Genomic DNA, 18059 nt, shown 5'->3' with positions numbered 1-18059 from the left:
GCCAATTCGCACCGCACCGCCCGGCGGTTACAGTGGGGGAAAATTATTTCGTGCCGGCTGTAACCTGCACGGGCTGGGCCACGAATCCACCATCACAAGGGGGACTATGCACGACAAGGAAGAGGCGCTGAGCGCGCTGTTTGCAGCTGCGCTCGGCGGCGACGCCGCGGCGTACCGGCGCTTTTTGCAGCTGGCGGCGCAGGTGTTGCGCGCCTGGCTGCGCCGGCGGATGGCGCAGACGCCGGACGAGGTGGAGGACGTACTTCAAGAGATCCTGCTCGCGCTGCACAACCAGCGCGCGAGCCACCTGCCCGGTCAGCCGCTGGGGCCCTGGCTGTTCGCCATCGCGCGCTACAAACTGGTCGACTACTGGCGACGCCACGGCAGGCGCGCGCCGCACTTGCCGCTTGACGACGAACATTTCGAGCTGGCCGCCGCGCAGCCCGAAGAGGAAAACACCGCGCACGACCTCTCAAGGCTGCTCGCAGCCCTGCCCGAGAAACAGCGCGAGCCGATCCGGCTGGTCAAGCTCGCCGGGCTTTCGGTCAGCGAGGCTGCGGCTGAAACCGGCATGAGCGAGTCGGCGGTCAAGGTCGGCATCCACCGCGGGCTGAAGGCGCTCGCAGCGCTGATAAGGAGAGAGAAATGAAGACCGACGAGCTGATCACCCTGCTCGCCGCCCGCGAAGGCGGCGTTGCCCCGGCGCGGCCACTCGCGCGCGTCTCACCCGCGCTGGCGGCAGGACTGGCCCTCGCCCTCGCGGGGACGCTCGCGCTGTTCGGGGCCAACCCCGACCTCGCGGCCGACGCAAGCCACGCCAGCTTCTGGGCGAGGCCGCTGTTCGCGCTCGCGCTGCTGGCTGCCGTACTGCCGCCGCTGGCTGCCTGCGCGCGGCCAGCCGCCCGTGCGCGCCTGTGGCCGCTCACGCTACCGCTTGCCGTCCTGTGGCTGGCTGCCGCGCAGCAGCTGATGTCCGCGCCCGAGGGCACGCGCGCCGCGCTGCTGCTGGGCGACAGCTGGCAGGCCTGCGCGGCGAGCATCCTGCTGCTTGCGCTGCCGTCGCTGGCATTGATGCTTACGGTGCTGCGCACGATGGCGCCGACCCGGCTTGCCTTGGCCGGCGCGCTCGCCGGGTTGGCCTCCGGCTGTCTCGCCGCGCTCGCGTACTCGGTGCACTGCCCGGAGCTGGCGCTGCCGTTTGCCGCGCTGTGGTATGTACTGGGGATCGTGCTGTGCGCACTTTCCGGCGCCTGGCTCGGCCCGCGGGTGCTCGCGTGGTAGCGTCAGCGCACGCTCGCAAGCCAGTCGGTCACGCGCGCGGCGGGTACCTTCTGCAGCGCGCACAGCAAGGCGTGGTCGGTCCGCTTAATGCCGTGGCGTTGGGCCAGCAGCGCCTGCAGGCGAATCAGCAGGTGCGCGGTCATCTCGCTGTCGGCCAGCGCGCGGTGGGCGCGGCCGCTGACGGGCAGGCCGAGCCAGCGGCCCAGCGTGCCCAGCTTGTGGTCGGGTGCCTCGGGCAGCAGGCGGCGCGCGAGCAGCAGCGAACAGGCGAAGTCCTGGCGGCGGGCGGCGCCGACCAGCGACAGTTCGTGGTCCCAGAACTTGCGGTCGAACGCCGCATTGTGCGCGACAAGCGGCGTGTCGCCGACAAAGTCCGCCACCTCGCGCATCACCCGCGCCGCCGGCGGCGCCTCGCGCAGCATGGCGTTGCTGATGCCGGTCAGCCGCTCGATGTCGCGCGGCACAAACACGCCGGCGTTCATCAGGCTCTGGTAGTGGCCGACGATGCGGCCCTCCTCGACCAGCACCGCCGCGATCTCGGTCGCGCGGCAGGCGGTGGACGGCGACAGGCCGTTGGTTTCGAAGTCGATGACGGCGATGCGGCCCATGTTGAAACGTACCGGTGGCAGGAAAGCCGGCTAGGATGCCGCGATGCGCGGCAAAAGGCAAAGGACTCCGCATGCTGATCAGGCTGACCGACAGGACGGCGCCCGCGCCGTCCGAGATCACTCCCGAGGCGCTGTGGCGCAGCCGGCGCGACGTACTGCGCGGCGCGGCCGCCGGCGCGCTTTCCCTGTGGCTGCCGCCGGCGCTTGCCGCGCCGCTCAAGGCCAGCCCCGGCCCCTTCCAGGCCAGCGAAAAGCCGAGCACCTTCGACGAGATCACCCGCTACAACAACTTCTACGAGTTCGGCAGCGGCAAGGAAGACCCCGCCAAATACGCGGGATCTCTGGTGGTCCGCCCGTGGACGCTGACCGTTGGCGGCCACGTGCAAAAGCCGCTGACCCTCGACTACGACGCGCTGTTCCGCGTCGCGCCGCTGCAAGAGCGCGTCTACCGGCTGCGCTGCGTCGAGGGCTGGAGCATGGTGATCCCCTGGGTCGGCTTTGAATTGTCCGCGCTCCTGAAGCAGGCACAGCCAACCTCGAAGGGCCGCTTCGTGCAATTCGTCACACTGGAGCGCCCGTCGCAGATGCCCGGCCAGCGCACCGGCCTGTTGCCCTGGCCCTACCGCGAGGGCTTGCGTATCGACGAGGCGATGCACCCGCTGACCCTGCTCGCAGTGGGCCTGTACGGGCAGACCCTGCCCGCGCAGAACGGCGCGCCGATCCGGCTGGTGGTGCCGTGGAAGTACGGCTTCAAGAGCATCAAGAGCATCGTCGCCATCAACCTCGTCGAGCACCAACCGACGACGACCTGGCAGAGCGTCAACCCGCGCGAGTACGGTTTCTTCGCCAACGTGAACCCGGCGGTCGACCACCCGCGCTGGAGCCAGGCCAACGAGCGGCGCATCGGCGAGTTCGGCCGCCGCCCGACGCTGCCATTCAACGGCTACGCCAGAGAGGTTGCCTCGATGTACAGCGGCCTCGACCTCAAGCGCTGGATATGAGCGCGAGGCGTGTCTGGCAGGCGCTGCTGATAGCGCTCGCCGCGTTGCCGGCGCTGATCACGGTTGTCGAGGTGCGGGCGGGCGTCGCCGACCCGGCCGACTACCTGACCCGGCAAAGCGGCTGGTGGGCGCTGGCGTGGCTGCTGGCGACCCTTACCGTGTCGCCGCTGGTGGCCGCCCTTCACGCGCCGGCCCTGCTGCCGTTTCGCCGCACGCTGGGGCTCACCGCCTTCGCGTACGCGAGCGCCCACCTGTCCGTCTACGTCGCGCAGGTCGCGCCGACGCCGTCCGTCGTGCTGGACGACCTCATCGGCAGCCCGTATATCGTCGCCGGCTTCGCCGCGTGGCTGCTGTTGCTGCCGCTGGCCGTCACCTCGAGCAAATACTGGATGAAACGGCTGGGTCGTACCTGGGCACGCCTGCACCGCCTGATCTACCCGGCGGTGGCGCTTGGCTGCCTGCACTACCTGTGGCTGACCAAGTCAGACTACCGCGAGCCTGCGCTGTTCGCCTTGCTCGCCGCCTTGCTTCTGGCGTGGCGGGTCTGGCGCTGGCGGCGGCGGGCGGGCACGCCTTGACGTGACAGCGGCATGCACTGAGGGCGCCTTTCGGATATGCTCGCTGCGGGGCAAACCATAAAAGGAAAAACCATGAGCATGATCCGATTCGAGGTGTCCGCCGGCGTCGCGTCGCTGACGCTGGACAGGCCCGCCGCCTTCAACGCGCTGGACACCAGCGGCATCCTCGAGCTCTCCGCGATCGCCGCCGAACTCGCCCAGCGCCGCGACGTGCGCGCGGTGCTGATCACCGGCAGCGGCAACAAGGCGTTCTGCGCCGGCGGCGACGTGTCCACCTTCGTGCGCGAGTCCGACCGCGTCGGCACCTTGCTGCAGGAGATGACCGACCCGCTGAATATCGCCGTCGCCCGCCTGATGCGGCTGGACGCGCCGGTGATCGCCGCGGTCAACGGCGTGGCCGCCGGCGTCGGCCTGAGCCTGGTCGCGCTCTCAGACCTCGCCATCGCCGCCGACAGCGCGCGCTTCACCACCGCGTACACGCAGATCGGCTACACGCCGGACGGCGGCTCGAGCTGGCTGTTGCCGCGGCTGGTCGGCCAGCGCCGCGCGATGGAGCTCTACCTGACCGGGCGCACCTTGAATGCCGCCGAGGCGCTCGACTGGGGTCTCGTCAACCAGGTGGTCGCCCCCGAGGCGCTGGAAGAGAGCGCACGCAGCCTCGCCGAGCGCATCGCCCGCGGGCCGACCGGCGCGTACGGCAAGGTCAAGTCGCTGCTGCTGGAGACGCTCGCCAACCCGCTGGAAGCGCAACTGGCGCTGGAAGCGCGCACCATCATCGCGCAGAGCCAGACCAATGACGGCCGCGAGGGCGTGCGCGCCTTCGTCGAGAAGCGCACACCCGACTTTCGCGGCGGCTAAGGCGTGCGTGCGGCCGGCAACGCGCTGATGCGCGCGCTCTTCGCGCTGGCTGGCACGCTCGCGCTTATCGCCGGCGTGTTGGGCATTTTCCTGCCGCTGTTGCCGACCACGCCCTTCGTGCTGCTCGCCGCGTTCTGCTACGCGCGCAGCTCGCGCCGGGCGCACCGCTTCCTGCACGAAAACCGGCTGACCGGCCCCATCCTCACCGAGTGGCACACCCACCGCGCAATGCCGCCCGGCGTCAAGCCGTGGGCGATCACGCTGACTCTCGCCTCGTTCACGCTATCGATCGCGCTGGTACCCGCCACAGGCCACCGGCTGATGCTGCTGGCTTTGCTGGCGTGCATTTTGTGGTTCTTGTGGCGGGTGCCGGTGCGCGCGGACGCGCCGCGCGCCCAGCCGCCTGCCTGGCTCGCCGCGCTCGCCTCGCCCGTGCTGTCGCTCGCGCGCGACTTCCGGCCCGCCTACCTGCCGCCCTTGCTGGTTTACCTCGCCGCCGGCCTGCAGGGGATCACCGGCATCGTCGGCACCTTCTTCGTCAAGGAGCAACTGGGGCTCTCTGCCGAATTCCTCGCCGCGCTGGGCTTCTGGACGCTGGTGCCGTGGTCCTTGAAGATGCCGATCGGTCATCTGACCGACCTCATGTGGCGCTACAAGGCCCTGCTGGTTTACCTGGGCGCGCTGCTGGTCGGCGCAAGCCTCCTCATCATGGCGCTCTTGTTGGGCGAGCCCGCGTACATGGCAGGGATCATGACGCCCGCGCGCTGGTACGTGCTCGCCAGCCTGCTCGCGCCGACCGGCTACGTGCTGCAGGACGCGGTCGCCGACGCGATGACCGTCGAGGCGGTGCCGCACTTGCACTCGGACGGCAGCGCGCGCAGCGAAAGCGAGACGCACGCGATGCACGCGACCGTACAGACGCTCGGTCGCGTCGCGCTGATCGGCGGCACCGTACTGGTCGCGCTCGCCAATATGTGGATCTTCGACGGCGCCGACGCGCTGCCCGCCATCGAGCGCGCCGCGCTCTACCGCGACGTTTATCTGGGTGCGCTGGCAATCCCGCTGGTTTCGGTGTCGGGGGTATTGTTCGGCGCCCACCTCAAGCGGCGCACACGGGCGCGGGCCTTCAAGGCAGGCCTGTCGCTGGCCGACGCCCGTGCGCTCTCGGGCGACTTGCCCGGCAGCACGCGGCCGAACTGGCCGCTGCTGGCGGGCAGCGCGCTGTTTGCCGCATTTACGCTAGCGATGGGGCAGTCGGGGCTCGCCTACGCGCAGGAGATCGTGTTCGGCGGTTCGCTCGCCATCCTCGCCTGGCTGATGACGCGGCTCACCCGCGAGCAGGACAGGGCGACGCGCGCGACGCTGTGGGGCACCGCGCTGGTGGTGTTCGCGTTTCGCGCGGCGCCGTCACCCGGCGCCGGGGTGACCTGGTGGAGCATCGACGTGCTCGGCTTTGACGCGCAGTTCTTCGCGCTGCTCTCGCTGATCACCGGGGTGCTCACGCTCGCCGGCATGTTCGCGCTGCGCAGCTTCATGGGGCGGCACGGCATGGTACGCATCGTGCTGACGCTGACCGTGGCGCAGGCGCTGCTGTCGCTGCCGACGCTCGCCATGAGCGTGGGGCTGCACGAGTGGACGCGTGAGGTAACCGGTGGGGTGGTCGACGCGCGCTTTATTGCGCTGGTCGACACCGCGTTGTCCGGGCCGTTCGGCCAGATCGCGATGATCCCGATGCTCGCGTGGATCGCCGCCAGCGCGCCACCCAACCTCAAGGCGACCTATTTCGCGGTGATGGCGTCGTTCACCAACCTTGCGCTGTCGGCGTCCGACCTGCTGACCAAGGCGCTCAACCGCCACTACGTGCTCAGCCGCGAAGTGCGTGACGGCGCAGGCAAGTTGCTGACCGCCGCCGACTACACGGCGCTGACCCCGCTGCTGGTCGCAACCCTCCTGCTGGGCGTACTGCTACCGGTGCTCGCCGTGGTGGCGGTGCGTGTGATGCGGCTGCGGACCGCGTAAAAGCAGACGGCCGCGCAAGCGCGGCCGTCGTCGGTCAGCTTTGCCCCTGCAGGCTCAGAACAGCATCTCTTTCTCGATGCCGTGCTGGCGCAGGAAACGGCGCAGCCGGTCCAGCCCCTCGAGCTGGATCTGCCGCACCCGCTCACGGGTCAGCGCGAGTTCCTGCGCGAGTTCTTCCAGCGTCGCCGCCTCGCCGCCGTCCAGCCCGTAGCGGCGCTGGATCACCATCCGCTGCTTTTCGGGCAGCTGGGCGAGCCAGTCCTGCACGTAACGCTCGACGCGCTGGCCGTGCAGGCTGACGTCGGCGTCCTCGTGCTGCTCGTCGGGGATAGACTCGCCGACCGTCAGTTGTGGGTCGATATCGAGCGGCGCGTCGAGCGAGGTCACCCGCTCGTTCAAGCCCAACAGGCGGGTCACCTCTTCCAGCGGTCGGCCGACTTCGGCGGCCACTTCCTCCGCGCTCACCTCGCGGCCGAGCTTCGCCTCCAGCCTGCGCGACGCACGCAGGCAAACGTTGAGCTCCTTCACCACATGCACCGGCAGGCGGATGGTGCGCGACTGGTTCATGATCGCGCGCTCGATGCTCTGGCGGATCCACCAGGTCGCGTAGGTCGAGAAGCGGAAGCCGCGCTCGGGGTCGAACTTCTCCAGCGCATGCATCAGGCCCAAGTTGCCCTCCTCGACCAGGTCGAGCAGCGGCAGGCCGCGGTTGTGGTAGTGCTTGGCGATATTGACGACCAGCCGCAGGTTATGGCGGATCATCTTCTGGCGCGCCTCGAAGTCGCCGGCCACCACCTTGCGCGCGAGCTCGAGCTCTTCATGCGGCTTGAGCAAGGCGCTGCCGCCAATCTCGGTCAGGTAGATCTGCGTGACGTCCTCGGACAGGTAAAGCTCGCCTGCCTCCTTGCGCGTAGTCGCCTCTTCGGCCGGCTTGCCCTCCTCGGCGGCCTCTTCGATGACTTCTTCTTCGAGTTCCTGTACCTCGTCCAGATCGAATTCGTCTTGCATCGCTTCTCCCCCTTGTTGTGATGTAAGCGACCTGCCCTACCCGGCAGATGGATCAGATCATATCCATCTAAAACCATCCTCATCAACTAAATTAACCACAAAGACAGAAATGTTCATTCAAGCCATGCCAACAGTAACATGCCTCTGAAAAACCACTTCATATTCAAGGCCTAACCCACTCCGAACCCGCCCTCGTTGTTGTCGCCATCCAACAGCCACACCGCTCAGCGGGTTGCAGCGGGCGCCGACGCCTGGGCACCGCCGAGGTCCGGGAACAGCGTGTATTCGACCGGAGAGTCCTTTTTCAGTTGCGCCAGCAAGCGGGAAACCTGTTGCTGCCGCTCGCGCGAGAGCAGGAACTGCTCGATCTCGCCGGCCGCCTGTGCCTCCGTGCGCGGCGCCTGTTCGACACCGGCTACCCGCAAGACGACCACCCTGTCTCCCTCGGCCAGGGTCAGCGACTGCCCGGGCGCGAGGGCGGCCAGCTTCTCCAGCACCCCCAGCGGCACCTGCTCGGCAGCGACGGTGCCGGCCTCCGCGTTGAACGGCAGCTTGCGCTCCGATGCCCACTGCGCGAGCGACTGCAGGCTCCCCCCGCCGGCCAGCAGGCGGTCCACCTCCTCGGCCACGCCCTTGCGGTTTTCCAGCGTCAGTTTCTGCAACTGGTACAACTTGCGCTGGGAAAACAGCGCCGGATTGTCCGCGTAGTAGCGGGCCACCTGCTCGGGTGTCGGCCGGGCCAACTGCGCGACCTGCGTATCCAGCCACGCCTTGGCCAGGATGTCCTGCCGGGCACTGTCGAGCGCGAGCATGATTTTCGGGTCCTGGTCGAGCTTGTCGGACAGCGCGCGCTGCACCAGCAACTCCCGTTCGACCATGCGCTTGAGCACCGACTTCTGCACCTCCTCGCCCTCGCCCGCCAGCCCCGCTGACAGGGTCGGCATTGCCGCGTTGAGCTGGTGGACGGTCAGCTCCGTCTCGCCAACCCGGGCGGCGACTTGCGAGGCCGGTGCCTTTTTCTCGCCGCAAGCTGCCAGCGCCAGCGCCACCGACAAGACCAGCACCCCCTCTTTCAATCGGAACTTCATCATCGATCATCCGTTTCCATCACAATTAGGTTCAATCGGTATGAACGCTGCCGGCGCGGCAAGACAACCAGGACTGGAACATCAGCACGCACCATAATTGCAGCGGCCAGTGCCGGCGGCCGCTCAGGTGTTCAAGCCAGGCCGCACGGACCCGCCCGGCGTCGAAATAGCCTTCGGCACGCAGCCTGCGCTCGTCCAGCAAGCCCTCTGCCCATTCACGTAGCGGCCCCTTCAGCCACTCGCCCACCGGCACGCTGAAACCCTGCTTGGGCCGGTCGACCAGCGCTTGCGGCACATGCCGGTACAAAAGTTGCCGCAAGATCCACTTGCCCTTGCCGTCACGGATCTTCATCGACATCGGCAGGCGCCACGCAAGCGCCGCCACACGGAGATCCAGCAGGGGGACCCGCGTCTCCAAGCTGACCGCCATGGCAGCACGATCAACCTTGACCAGCATGTCGTCCTGCAGCGAAGCCTGGGCGTCGACCAGCATCATCCACTCGGCGAACGACAAGCCCGACAGCGTTGCGTGCTCCGCGTCGATCAGCACCGGGGGCTCCCGGCTGCCCAACACCAGTTGGCCGGGCGACTTCCACAAGGACATCACGCCCCGATAGAGTTCGGCGGACGAGCGTGCCTCCAATGCGTCGGCAAGCTTGTGCATCTTGTCCCCCAGATGGACCATCCTCATGGATGCCGGCAGCAAGGGAGAGAGCCACTTGTTCATGGCATCCCAGCCCCCGACAGGCACGCCCACCATCCCGCTGGAGACCAGCCCTCGCATCGGGCCAGGCAACCACTGCAAACGCCGGTTCACTTTCTGTGCCCACGGGTAACGGTTGTAACCGGCAAACAGTTCGTCTCCGCCATCCCCGGAGAGCGCAACGGTGACTTGCGCACGGGCAAGTTTGGCGACCAGATAGGTCGGGATCTGGGAGGGGTCCGCAAAAGGCTCGTCGTAGATCTGCGGCAGCGCTGGGATCAGCCGCAATGCGTCTTCGGGCTTGACCCTGAATTCGGTGTGCTGGGTGCCCAGGTGAACAGCGATCGCTCGGGCGTGAGCGGCTTCGTCGAACGCGGCCTCGTCAAAACCGATGGTGAACGTCCTGACCGGCTGGCTGCTCTGAGACTGCATCAGCGCCACCACCAGCGACGAATCGATGCCGCCCGACAAGAAGGCGCCGACCGGGACATCCGCCAGTTGCTGGCCCCGCACCGCCTCGGACAGGGTCTGCGCGAGCAAGTCGATCGCCTGTTCGTCCGTCCCGGTAAAGGGCGCACGCCGGCCGGACTCGCTGACCGCCTCGAGCGACCAGTAGGGGACCGGCTGGATCGAACGGGCGTCGTCGGACGTACAGGCATACGGAATGGTCAACGAACAGCCCGATCCCAGTTTTGAAATCCCCTGATAGATCGAGAAGGGCGCCGGCACATGCCCGAAGCGCATCATCAGGGCCAAGGCGTCTCGGTTGACCGGCGCCGAAAACGACGGGTGCGCTTCGATGGCCTTCAGCTCAGACGCAAAAAAGAACCGCCGCCCGTTCCAACCGTAGTAGAGGGGCTTCTCGCCGAAGCGGTCCCTTGCGAGAACCAGGGAACGTGTCTGCCGGTCCCATAGCGCCAGCGCAAACATGCCGACGCATTCGCGCAGCGTGTCCTCCACGCCCCAAGCTTCAAAACACGCGAGCAGCGTCTCGGTATCGGAATGGCCGCGCCAGGCATAGGCGGAGCCCGCCAGCCGCGCCCTCAGTTCGAGGTGGTTGTAAATTTCACCGTTGAAGACGATGACGTAGCGCCCTCCGGCCGAAACCATGGGCTGGTGCCCGGCGGGTGACAAATCCAGGATGGACAGCCGGGCGTGGCCGAGGGCAACCCCTGCATCGGCATCCATCCATACGCCGGAATCGTCCGGGCCTCGGTGATCCAGCGCTTTGGTCATGGCCTGAATGACCGCCGAGTTGTCAGGGTGCAGACACTCAGGCTGGGTGAAGCCGACAATTCCACACATACGCCCTCCAGACTCCCATCACGCGTAGGGGGAGCAAAAAAATGAGCCGGTCACATCGCCTTACAAGCGCCACACGGAAAAACCGGCGTCGCCGAGCGTGGCTGGGTCAAATACGGATTTGACGTCGACAAAAACCCCGCCAGGTACCAGTTTCTGGGAAAAGTCCGCCGCCCCCATGGAGAGAAACTCCCGGTGCGCCACCGCGGCTACCAGCAGCTGGGCTTGCGGTACGTCCGACCACCGGCAGGTTTCCACGCCGTACTCGCGGGCCACCTCATGCGGGTCGGCCAAGGGATCGACCACCTTCACGTCAACACCGTAACTTTCAAGCTCGCTGACGATGTCGAACACCTTGGAATTGCGGATGTCCGAACAGTTTTCCTTGAAAGTCGCACCCAGCACCAACGCTCGCGCACCCTTCACAGGGAAACCTGCCGCGATCAGCCGCTTGACCGATTGCTCCACGATATATTTGCCCATGCCGTCATTGATACGACGGCCGGCGAGAATGATCTGCGGGTGGTAGCCGAGCATTTCCGCCTTGTGCGTCAGGTAATAGGGATCCACCCCGATACAGTGCCCGCCGACCAGACCGGGGCTGAAGCGCAGGAAATTCCACTTGGTGCCTGCGGCACGCAGCACTTCAGCCGTATCAATGCCGATCCGGCCGAAAATGATCGACAACTCGTTCATGAAGGCGATATTCAGGTCCCGTTGCGTGTTCTCGATCACCTTGCACGCCTCGGCCGTCTTGATCGAACTGCAACGGTGAACCCCCGGCTCTACGATCGATTCGTACAAGGCAGCCACCCTGTCCAGAGTCGCCCCGTCATCACCCGACACAACCTTGATCACATTGTGCAGGCGGTGATCCTTGTCGCCCGGATTGATCCGCTCCGGCGAATAACCGACATGGAAATCCTGCAACCAGCTCAAGCCTGACGTCTTTTCAAGCTCGGGAATGCAGACTTCCTCGGTCGCGCCCGGATAAACAGTCGACTCGTAAATCACGACACAGCCTGGCTTCATGTGCCGCCCGACCGTCCTGCTCGCCAAGAGCAACGGGTTCAAGTCGGGAATGCGGGCGGCGTCCACCGGAGTCGGCACCGCGACGATGATGAAGTCGGCCTCGGCGAGCATGGCCGGGTCAGACGTATATTCGGCAAGCCCTGCCGAGGCCATTTCCTCGTCGGATAACTCTCTGGACGGGTCCTGCCCGGCCTGGCAACTCATGACCTTGTCGGGCAGCACATCAAAGCCGATGGTGCGCCTCGTCTGCCCGAAGGCGACCACCAGAGGCAAGCCAACATATCCCAAACCGACTACGGCGACCGTTTCCATCGCTCCCCCTCAAATCCATGCCAGTGATTGCGGCGCCCGGATCAAGCCAGACACCGGGAGAAATCAGCCCGTTTGCTTGTCTGCCCGGCGGACGGCGGAAAACCCATTGCGCATAGCCGTGCAGCACCAACGCACCACACACCAACCACTCCGGGTTTACCTCAACCAGTAACAACCCGTTATGGGTTTTGTTGATCCAGCCCTCCGTAAAACCCTATGTCATGAACCTATGCCCGGCAAGGCCGCCCGCTCGCCTCACAGCGATTAACAACAAAAATATAAATAAAATCAAAGCATTTCAATGGTTTACACCTACGAAAACATACGCGATAGTGCCTGCCTTCTAGCTACTTGTGCGCAGCGGGTCGTCATGCCCGGGCGCAGGAATGATGTGGATGCAGTCTAAGAATTTATTGCTGGTAATGTTGTTATCGTTCGCTGTGACCGCCTGTGGTGGCGGTGGCGCAGCCGGGTCGTCCGGCCCGAATGACAGCGGGAATGTTACCCCTCCCACCACGAGCAACCCCGACACGGGTGGTAGCAACCCAGACACCGGTGGTAGTAATCCCGACGCCGGTGGGAGCAACCCCGACACGGGAGGCAGTAACCCTGACAACGGAGGCACCTATCCGGATGCGGGCGGCAATGGAAATTCGGGCAGCGGAGGCGAGGAAGTTACGCCGCCGGAAACGTTACCGCCGATGACGGGCAATACGTTCATCGCCTACGCACCTTACTGGGCGACTATCGGCGACAATCAGGTACTGGTCGATTTGGGTGCGAGCAAAATCACGCATGACTTCGGCGGCAGCGTCCCTTTCTTCAACCCGGAAATTGGCCGTTCGGACATTATCACCATCAACGTATGGAACCCACAGACCCAGTCGGCCCAAAATGTGATGGGGCACAGTCTGACCAACGAGGGCGTCAAGGATCGCGTGTTCAAGGACGGCGATTTCACCGCGATCGGCGTGGTGGCGGGCGACGGCATCGTAGAGGAAAAGCTGCGTACACAGGTCAACGCGTTTCGGATTTCGACCCGCAAACACTATGAATGGCAGATGAAGTTCCGCTTGGGGGGGCGTCGCCTCGGCCAACCGTGGCATATGGCACCGGCGGGTGAGTCACCGGGAACCATCTGGCAACTCAAGACCATCGGCTTCGGTCCCGCGTTGGGAATGGTGGTTGACACTGACCCGAACAACCCGAACAGGATTCAACTGCACTTTGACGCGCGTATCGACCCGTCGCAAGGTGGCAAGCGTCTCACACAGATCGGTAACCTCGACCCGAACGCCGAACAGGACGTACGGATCGAGACCTACCTCGATGAGCGCACGGTAGCGCAGGGCGGCCGTGGCTTCCTGAAGATCACGGTCAACGGGCTGGTGCTCTTCGACCAACAGATGCCAACCGTGCAGGCTGGTGCGACCAGTCCGTACAACTGGTCGATGGGGATGTATCTGTACACGAACACCCGCCCGCTGTCGTACGACCGTTTCATCTACTTCCGGACCGCGCGTCTGGTCGACCTTTCGTAATACTTCAGTCCAAAGCCGGGGGGTCAGCGGCCACCCGGCTTTTCGCGCAGGCGAAAAACGTGGCGCCCGGCCACTCCGTTAAAAAGGGCAAGTTCTTCATCACTGAAAGCCCTGCAGATCAGACAGGACAGGGTGAACCCGGCAGCCGCGGCGAGCCCAGTCAGCACAAGCTGCCAAACAGCAGCCCCTGCGAACGGGAGTGCCACGAAATAGGCGGCCACGGCGGACGCCAGCATGCGCAGAAACCCTTGGGCGTCAAGGAGAAAATGCTGCCTGAGCGTCAACATGAATATCAACGCACCGACAAAAACATAAGCCGAAAACAGGATCGCTGCCACGGTCGACCAGATACCCAGCGCCAGTTCTCCCCCCAGCCAGAATACAGCAAGCCCCAAGGGTGTCAGACACGACGCGTAAAAACACAGCCGACTCTCGTCGTTGACCATCGCAACGGTCTCCAGTAGCAAGCGTTGCGAGTATGGCAACAAGAACAGCATCAAACCGAACGACAAGAGTCCTGTCCCCTTGACCTCCCCTCCGGACAAGTAGAAGACAATCGGCTCGCCGGCGACCAGAAATACCACGAGCAAAGGCAGCAGCACGAACAAATTGACCTTGCCAGCCATGTTGACCATTGCCGAAAGCCCAGACTTAGATTCCAGTCCGCTCGCCACCAACTTCGGTTGCAGGATGGAAAAAAACAGTGTCGCTGGCAGGTAACGGGCGACCATTTCGACCAGGTTCTTAACGAAACCAAACACACCGGCCGCCTCCGGCCCCATGGTCTTTTGCAACAGGACAGTCAACAGCGTCACACCGCTCGCTTGAGTCACGAGCGTGGCAAGATACAAGTTGAAGCCAGCTCGCCACATACTGTCCCAACCTGGCTCACGCCAGCCTGGCACTGGCGTGGCAGCGCGATGGCGCAGGAAGTGGCGCAGGCAAAACAAGGACCACGCGAGCGCCAGCGACGACGCCAGAATTTCAAGCCAGATGACTTGCTGCAAAGAAACCCGTCCCTGCATCCATAGAAAGATCAGACCGGCGAGTTGGATGAGCAGTTTGATCAGCAGGACTTTCCTAGTATCGTTTTGCCGCATGCAGACGCTGAAGGTCTGGTCACGGATCAGCCTGCCCACGCCCTCCACCAGCATCAAGAACGGTAGCCAGACAAATACCTGACTGTACTCGCTCAACGCCAGCCACTCGACCACCCAGCCAAGGAAGACTAGCGTCAACGAGGAAACCAGCACGATGCTTCCCGCGTACACGCTGATCTGTCGGCGCAGGAAGCGCCTCAGGGCACGGTCAGGTGCATGCAGCACGAACTCGGGCAGGTAGCGATAGCCGGCGCCGTGCATGCCCATGTCAGCGAGGGTCAACATCAGTTCCATTGACGCGATCATGGCGACGTACGCCCCATACTCGGGCAGGCTCAGCGCACGCACCATCACCATCAGCAGCAGGAAGGTGAGCACCGCGGAAAGCAGTTTGCCGCCGACAAAGTGCCAGGCATTCCGCTTGAGGACGTCCGCCGAATAGAACTGGGGCATTCTATTGCGCTCGCGCACCCTTCCCCAGCGTGGCGTACAAGCCCGCCAGCAAACACTCGGCAACGCCCTGCACGCTATGCAACTCCCGTACTGTCCTGCTGCCCCCCTGTGAAAGCTTGCGCCACAAAGACCCGTCGTCGCGCAGACGCCTGACTGCCGCGACAAAGTCTTGCGCCTCGCGGCAGACCAGGCAGTTTTCTCCGTCGTCAAGGTCGTAGTGCGCGTTGGGCGAGAGCACAGGCGTTCCGGCATTCCACGCGTCGCCGATCAAGCCCCAGTTGCTGGAGACACCGGCAGAAAAAACAAAACTGGCCGAGGCAAGCTGCTGCATGGCTTCGCTGCGCGAGCAGGACTTCAGGTAGCTGACCCGGTCCGGCCATCCCTCCCGCAAGGCGCGTAGGGCATCCTCGCCTTGCCTGTCCGTCGCGGGGCCAATGATCCGTACCCGGATGTGCGGGTCGCCCGCCAGCAAGGCACTGACGTGACGCTTCAGGTTTGCCGCACCCTTTGGCTTGCTGATTGAACCGATGTAGATGCCGAGTTCCGGGTCGCGTTCAGCGACAGGCATTCCGGAAGTAACGGCCGGATGCGGCCACGGCAGGTAGAACACCTTCTCGCCCAAAGGGTGCCTTGAATTACAGTCAAACTCTTTGGGGTTCGAGCACACCATCGCGTCAATTTCCATGAGTAGACGCCGGGCACGCCGCTGAACCGCAAAAGGACGCAAGGCCTCGATACCGAGGTACTGGCGACGCGGTAACGCCAGATGTCGATCTGACAAAAACTCGTCATGCACCAAGACGGGCACGGAGAGCCGCTGCCTGATTTGCTGTGCGGCATCCAGGATCGGCGAAGTCGCACAAAAGATCAGGTCCGGCCTCTCCTGTTCGGCCACCGCGATCATCTTGTCTATAGATTCCTGTGAGACCAGCGAAGCGTCCAGCCTGAACACTTCCAGGTTTTCACTGCTTTCGTGGTCAAGCGCAGCGACATGCCCCTTTAAGCGATCCTTACGGGACGCAAATACAGAGCACTTCACCTGCCCGCTCTGGCACAGCAGTTGCCAGACCATCGCCATCTCGTTCAGTCGCCAGTCGAACGCCGGGTAGATCGCCAGTACCTTGATCATGCTACCCCCCGACGCTGACTAGCGGCTGTTGAAAGCCCGAGCCGGCGCCCTGTGATGCGGCAGCCGGCATCAGGCGCTCGACCAGCTCCCGTGTCGAACGGATGTTCGAGGCGGAAGAGGCGCCGAACACCATGGCTTCGACGTTCGGCAATTGGCCCAGCCAGCGGATCGCCTCTTCGGCGGGGATCGCACCTGAGGCAAAAACCGACATCGCGACCGCCCTGAACCCGCCGCCGCGCAGCAAACGCTCGTATTCGTCGACGCCGCCACACATGCGAAAACCGATCTTGTTGATGTTGGAGCAAACGATCGGATTCTCGACGCCGGCTTCACGCAAGACCGGCAGCAAGGCCGGAAGATTCATGGTGATAAAGCCCGGCTCGGCCCCATAACGTTTCCTCACATGCTGAGCGAACACCCGGAACGCATCCTTGAAGCCCAGTCCGAGCAAGAGGTCGACCACCACGTTCTGCAGGAAGACCACCGGCGTATTCAGCCCCTCGAACATCTTCATCTCGGAATCGATCAAGAGCGTGGTGATGCCCTCGATATCCTTGGTCGCCAGCGACTTGCCACCACGCAAGGCCGCATTCAACAGCCCTTCGCTTGGCAAGAAGCGCCGGATGGCCCCGACCATGCCGTCTTCGGTGACCGCGTTCGCATACTTGTGCGCGTAAGGCATACACGGATAGAACTGGTAGCTTGCATAGCGGCTCGGGTTGGCCCGCATATGGTCGGCCACCTGGGCGATCCGGTCATGCGTCGTACACATGAAGGTGCGGATACCCTGGTCGAACGCGCAGTCGAGCACGTCGATCACTGCAGAAATTTCCTGGAAGCGCATGCTCTGCGCACGCGCCTTCTCTTCGGACATATGGTTGATACCGAAGAACTGGTTGTCGCCAAACAGTAACCTGTCCATATTCCCCCCTCGCCGTCTTTGTTCAGCCGAAAATGAAGCGCTTCTTCTTGGGTGCCGTCACCGGTGCCCCGCTGGTCGTCGACGCGCCCTTGGCCGCATCGGCGACCAGCATGGCCAACACCTTGTCGGTGGCCAGCGCCGAGGCGAAGTCGTTGACGTTGTCCGCGGCGGCCTGCATCTTGATCTTCGCAACGAAATAATCGATCTGTGCGGAATACTCCTCGCCGCGCACGTAGAACCACACGGGCAGGGTCAGGTCGGTCGTGTAGCGGATATTCCAGCCCTGCGTGTAGCCCTCGGGCAACACGGCGTTGTTGCGCAGGAAAACCTGACATTCCTGGCGGTCGGCACGGATCCGTCCCAGCTTGCCCAGCACGGTGACACTGGTGCTCATCTTGCGGAACGATTCGTCGCTCCAGCTGACCGAGAGCTGGGCGCTCACTCCGTCCGGGTAGTACAGGGTCGAATACACCTCGTCGTCGACATGCTCGGAGAACACCGGGTTGAGGATGGTCCCGCCCACGCCCTGCGGGGTACCCAGATACCAGGTCAGCAGGTTGAGCGGGTGTGCCGCGTAGTCGTACAGGCAACCGCCACCCTTGCCGTGCTCCGCCCGCCAGGTTCCCCCTTTTCCCTTCAGGACGACCGGGCCGTAAGCCTCGACCTTCACATGGGTCACCTCGCCGATCACGCCTTGCGCGAGCAGGCGCTGCACCTCCTGGAAGGCACCGACAAAGCGGTTGTGGTAACCGACCTGGTTGACCAGCCCGTTTTGGGCGGCCATCTGCACCAGCGCCTCGCCCTCGTCACCATCGAGACAGAACGGCTTTTCGCAGAACACGTGCAGGCCGCGCTCCAGCGCCTGCCTGACCATGGTCGCGTGCAGGCTGGTCGGCGTCGCGATCACCACCGCGTCCAGCTCGACCTCGGCGAGCATCGACTGGTAATTGGTATACGTCTTCAAGCCGGTGTACTTGCCCAGCACGTCAAGCACGTACCCGCTGGCGTCGCAAATCGCGCACACGCGCACGTCGGGGTGCGCGTTGATGATCGCCAGATGCGACAAGCCCATTTTGCCAAGCCCCACTACCGCAACCCTGATCGGTAACGTCGTCATGCGCCCC

General features: G+C 64.5%; 16 protein-coding genes. 7 read left to right on the top strand and 9 right to left on the bottom strand.

Features of this window, described 5'->3' with window-relative positions:
• Positions 1-106: 106 nt before the first annotated feature.
• Both E5K04_RS05015 and E5K04_RS05010 read left to right on the top strand, forming a co-directional pair.
• On the top strand, positions 107-649 hold the full coding sequence (locus tag E5K04_RS05015) for a sigma-70 family RNA polymerase sigma factor (protein WP_136551792.1): 543 nt from the start codon (positions 107-109) through the stop codon (positions 647-649).
• Entirely contained in the window at positions 646-1281 is a 636-nt protein-coding gene (locus tag E5K04_RS05010; protein ID WP_136551791.1) for an NrsF family protein, read from the top strand. The genes E5K04_RS05015 and E5K04_RS05010 overlap by 4 nt, the downstream gene beginning before the upstream one ends.
• 2 nt (positions 1282-1283) lie before the next feature.
• Here the strand turns inward: E5K04_RS05010 and E5K04_RS05005 are convergent, their stop codons facing one another.
• On the bottom strand, positions 1284-1889 hold the full coding sequence (locus E5K04_RS05005) for a 3'-5' exonuclease (RefSeq protein WP_136551790.1): 606 nt from the start codon (positions 1887-1889) through the stop codon (positions 1284-1286).
• 71 nt (positions 1890-1960) lie between these two features.
• Between E5K04_RS05005 and msrP the strand changes: the two genes are divergently transcribed.
• From msrP to E5K04_RS04985, 4 genes are all read left to right on the top strand, one after another.
• Entirely contained in the window at positions 1961-2890 is a 930-nt protein-coding gene (gene msrP, locus E5K04_RS05000) for a protein-methionine-sulfoxide reductase catalytic subunit MsrP (RefSeq protein ID WP_136551789.1), read from the top strand.
• The gene (locus E5K04_RS04995; protein WP_136551788.1) at positions 2887-3468 is read left to right on the top strand and encodes a protein-methionine-sulfoxide reductase heme-binding subunit MsrQ; all 582 of its coding nucleotides are present in this window, start codon (positions 2887-2889) and stop codon (positions 3466-3468) included. Before msrP ends, E5K04_RS04995 begins: the two co-directional genes overlap by 4 nt.
• Positions 3469-3540: 72 nt before the next feature.
• A complete protein-coding gene (locus E5K04_RS04990) occupies positions 3541-4326 on the top strand; it encodes an enoyl-CoA hydratase/isomerase family protein (protein ID WP_136551787.1) in 786 nt (261 codons plus the stop codon).
• Positions 4327-4329: 3 nt separating this feature from the next.
• Positions 4330-6345 carry a DUF454 family protein gene (locus E5K04_RS04985; protein ID WP_205700297.1) on the top strand — a complete coding sequence of 672 codons (2016 nt, stop codon included), beginning with the start codon at positions 4330-4332 and terminating at the stop codon, positions 6343-6345.
• A gap of 54 nt (positions 6346-6399) precedes the next feature.
• On the opposite strand, the gene rpoS is transcribed toward E5K04_RS04985, so the two are convergent.
• The 4 genes from rpoS to E5K04_RS04965 all read right to left on the bottom strand — a co-directional run bounded on the left by rpoS (position 6400) and on the right by E5K04_RS04965 (position 11790).
• Positions 6400-7353 (bottom strand): RNA polymerase sigma factor RpoS, encoded by a 954-nt coding sequence (rpoS, locus tag E5K04_RS04980; RefSeq protein WP_136551786.1) that lies wholly within the window; start codon positions 7351-7353, stop codon positions 6400-6402.
• Between the two features lie 224 nt (positions 7354-7577).
• Positions 7578-8444, bottom strand: a complete 867-nt coding sequence (locus E5K04_RS04975; protein WP_136551785.1) for an EpsD family peptidyl-prolyl cis-trans isomerase — start codon at positions 8442-8444, stop codon at positions 7578-7580.
• Between the two features lie 28 nt (positions 8445-8472).
• Positions 8473-10449, bottom strand: coding sequence for an asparagine synthase (glutamine-hydrolyzing) (gene asnB, locus E5K04_RS04970; protein ID WP_136551784.1), 1977 nt, complete (start codon positions 10447-10449; stop codon positions 8473-8475).
• 60 nt (positions 10450-10509) lie between these two features.
• The gene (locus tag E5K04_RS04965) at positions 10510-11790 is read right to left on the bottom strand and encodes a nucleotide sugar dehydrogenase (protein WP_136551783.1); all 1281 of its coding nucleotides are present in this window, start codon (positions 11788-11790) and stop codon (positions 10510-10512) included.
• 386 nt (positions 11791-12176) lie between these two features.
• On the opposite strand from E5K04_RS04965, the gene E5K04_RS04960 reads away from it, so the two are divergent.
• The gene (locus E5K04_RS04960) at positions 12177-13331 is read left to right on the top strand and encodes a hypothetical protein (protein ID WP_136551782.1); all 1155 of its coding nucleotides are present in this window, start codon (positions 12177-12179) and stop codon (positions 13329-13331) included.
• A gap of 23 nt (positions 13332-13354) precedes the next feature.
• On the opposite strand, the gene E5K04_RS04955 is transcribed toward E5K04_RS04960, so the two are convergent.
• The 4 genes from E5K04_RS04955 to E5K04_RS04940 are packed head-to-tail and all read right to left on the bottom strand — an operon-like array spanning position 13355 to position 18052.
• Entirely contained in the window at positions 13355-14884 is a 1530-nt protein-coding gene (locus E5K04_RS04955; RefSeq protein ID WP_136551781.1) for a lipopolysaccharide biosynthesis protein, read from the bottom strand.
• Between the two features lies 1 nt (position 14885).
• On the bottom strand, positions 14886-16013 hold the full coding sequence (locus tag E5K04_RS04950; RefSeq protein WP_136551780.1) for a glycosyltransferase family protein: 1128 nt from the start codon (positions 16011-16013) through the stop codon (positions 14886-14888).
• Position 16014: 1 nt separating this feature from the next.
• Complete coding sequence (locus tag E5K04_RS04945) at positions 16015-16935, bottom strand: hypothetical protein (RefSeq protein ID WP_205700296.1); 921 nt, start codon at positions 16933-16935, stop codon at positions 16015-16017.
• Positions 16936-16957: 22 nt separating this feature from the next.
• Positions 16958-18052 (bottom strand): Gfo/Idh/MocA family protein, encoded by a 1095-nt coding sequence (locus E5K04_RS04940; protein WP_136551779.1) that lies wholly within the window; start codon positions 18050-18052, stop codon positions 16958-16960.
• Positions 18053-18059: the final 7 nt, after the last annotated feature.

Origin of the sequence: Crenobacter intestini, assembly GCF_004919095.1 — a bacterium.
Lineage (GTDB): Bacteria > Pseudomonadota > Gammaproteobacteria > Burkholderiales > Chromobacteriaceae > Craterilacuibacter > Craterilacuibacter intestini.
This window is presented reverse-complemented; position numbering and strand designations above follow the sequence as displayed.

Excerpts from the sequence above, each read along its gene's own strand:
- E5K04_RS04940 (WP_136551779.1), bottom strand. The coding sequence starts at position 18,052 with ATGACGACGTTACCGATCAGGGTTGCGGTAGTGGGGCTTGGCAAAATG.
- E5K04_RS04965 (WP_136551783.1), bottom strand. The coding sequence starts at position 11,790 with ATGGAAACGGTCGCCGTAGTCGGTTTGGGATATGTTGGCTTGCCTCTG.
- E5K04_RS04955 (WP_136551781.1), bottom strand. The coding sequence starts at position 14,884 with ATGCCCCAGTTCTATTCGGCGGACGTCCTCAAGCGGAATGCCTGGCAC.
- E5K04_RS04960 (WP_136551782.1), top strand. The coding sequence starts at position 12,177 with ATGATGTGGATGCAGTCTAAGAATTTATTGCTGGTAATGTTGTTATCG.
- E5K04_RS04975 (WP_136551785.1), bottom strand. The coding sequence starts at position 8,444 with ATGATGAAGTTCCGATTGAAAGAGGGGGTGCTGGTCTTGTCGGTGGCG.
- E5K04_RS05005 (WP_136551790.1), bottom strand. The coding sequence starts at position 1,889 with ATGGGCCGCATCGCCGTCATCGACTTCGAAACCAACGGCCTGTCGCCG.
- E5K04_RS04950 (WP_136551780.1), bottom strand. The coding sequence starts at position 16,013 with ATGATCAAGGTACTGGCGATCTACCCGGCGTTCGACTGGCGACTGAAC.
- E5K04_RS04990 (WP_136551787.1), top strand. The coding sequence starts at position 3,541 with ATGAGCATGATCCGATTCGAGGTGTCCGCCGGCGTCGCGTCGCTGACG.
- rpoS (WP_136551786.1), bottom strand. The coding sequence starts at position 7,353 with ATGCAAGACGAATTCGATCTGGACGAGGTACAGGAACTCGAAGAAGAA.
- msrP (WP_136551789.1), top strand. The coding sequence starts at position 1,961 with ATGCTGATCAGGCTGACCGACAGGACGGCGCCCGCGCCGTCCGAGATC.
- E5K04_RS05010 (WP_136551791.1), top strand. The coding sequence starts at position 646 with ATGAAGACCGACGAGCTGATCACCCTGCTCGCCGCCCGCGAAGGCGGC.
- asnB (WP_136551784.1), bottom strand. The coding sequence starts at position 10,449 with ATGTGTGGAATTGTCGGCTTCACCCAGCCTGAGTGTCTGCACCCTGAC.
- E5K04_RS05015 (WP_136551792.1), top strand. The coding sequence starts at position 107 with ATGCACGACAAGGAAGAGGCGCTGAGCGCGCTGTTTGCAGCTGCGCTC.
- E5K04_RS04945 (WP_205700296.1), bottom strand. The coding sequence starts at position 16,935 with ATGGACAGGTTACTGTTTGGCGACAACCAGTTCTTCGGTATCAACCAT.
- E5K04_RS04995 (WP_136551788.1), top strand. The coding sequence starts at position 2,887 with ATGAGCGCGAGGCGTGTCTGGCAGGCGCTGCTGATAGCGCTCGCCGCG.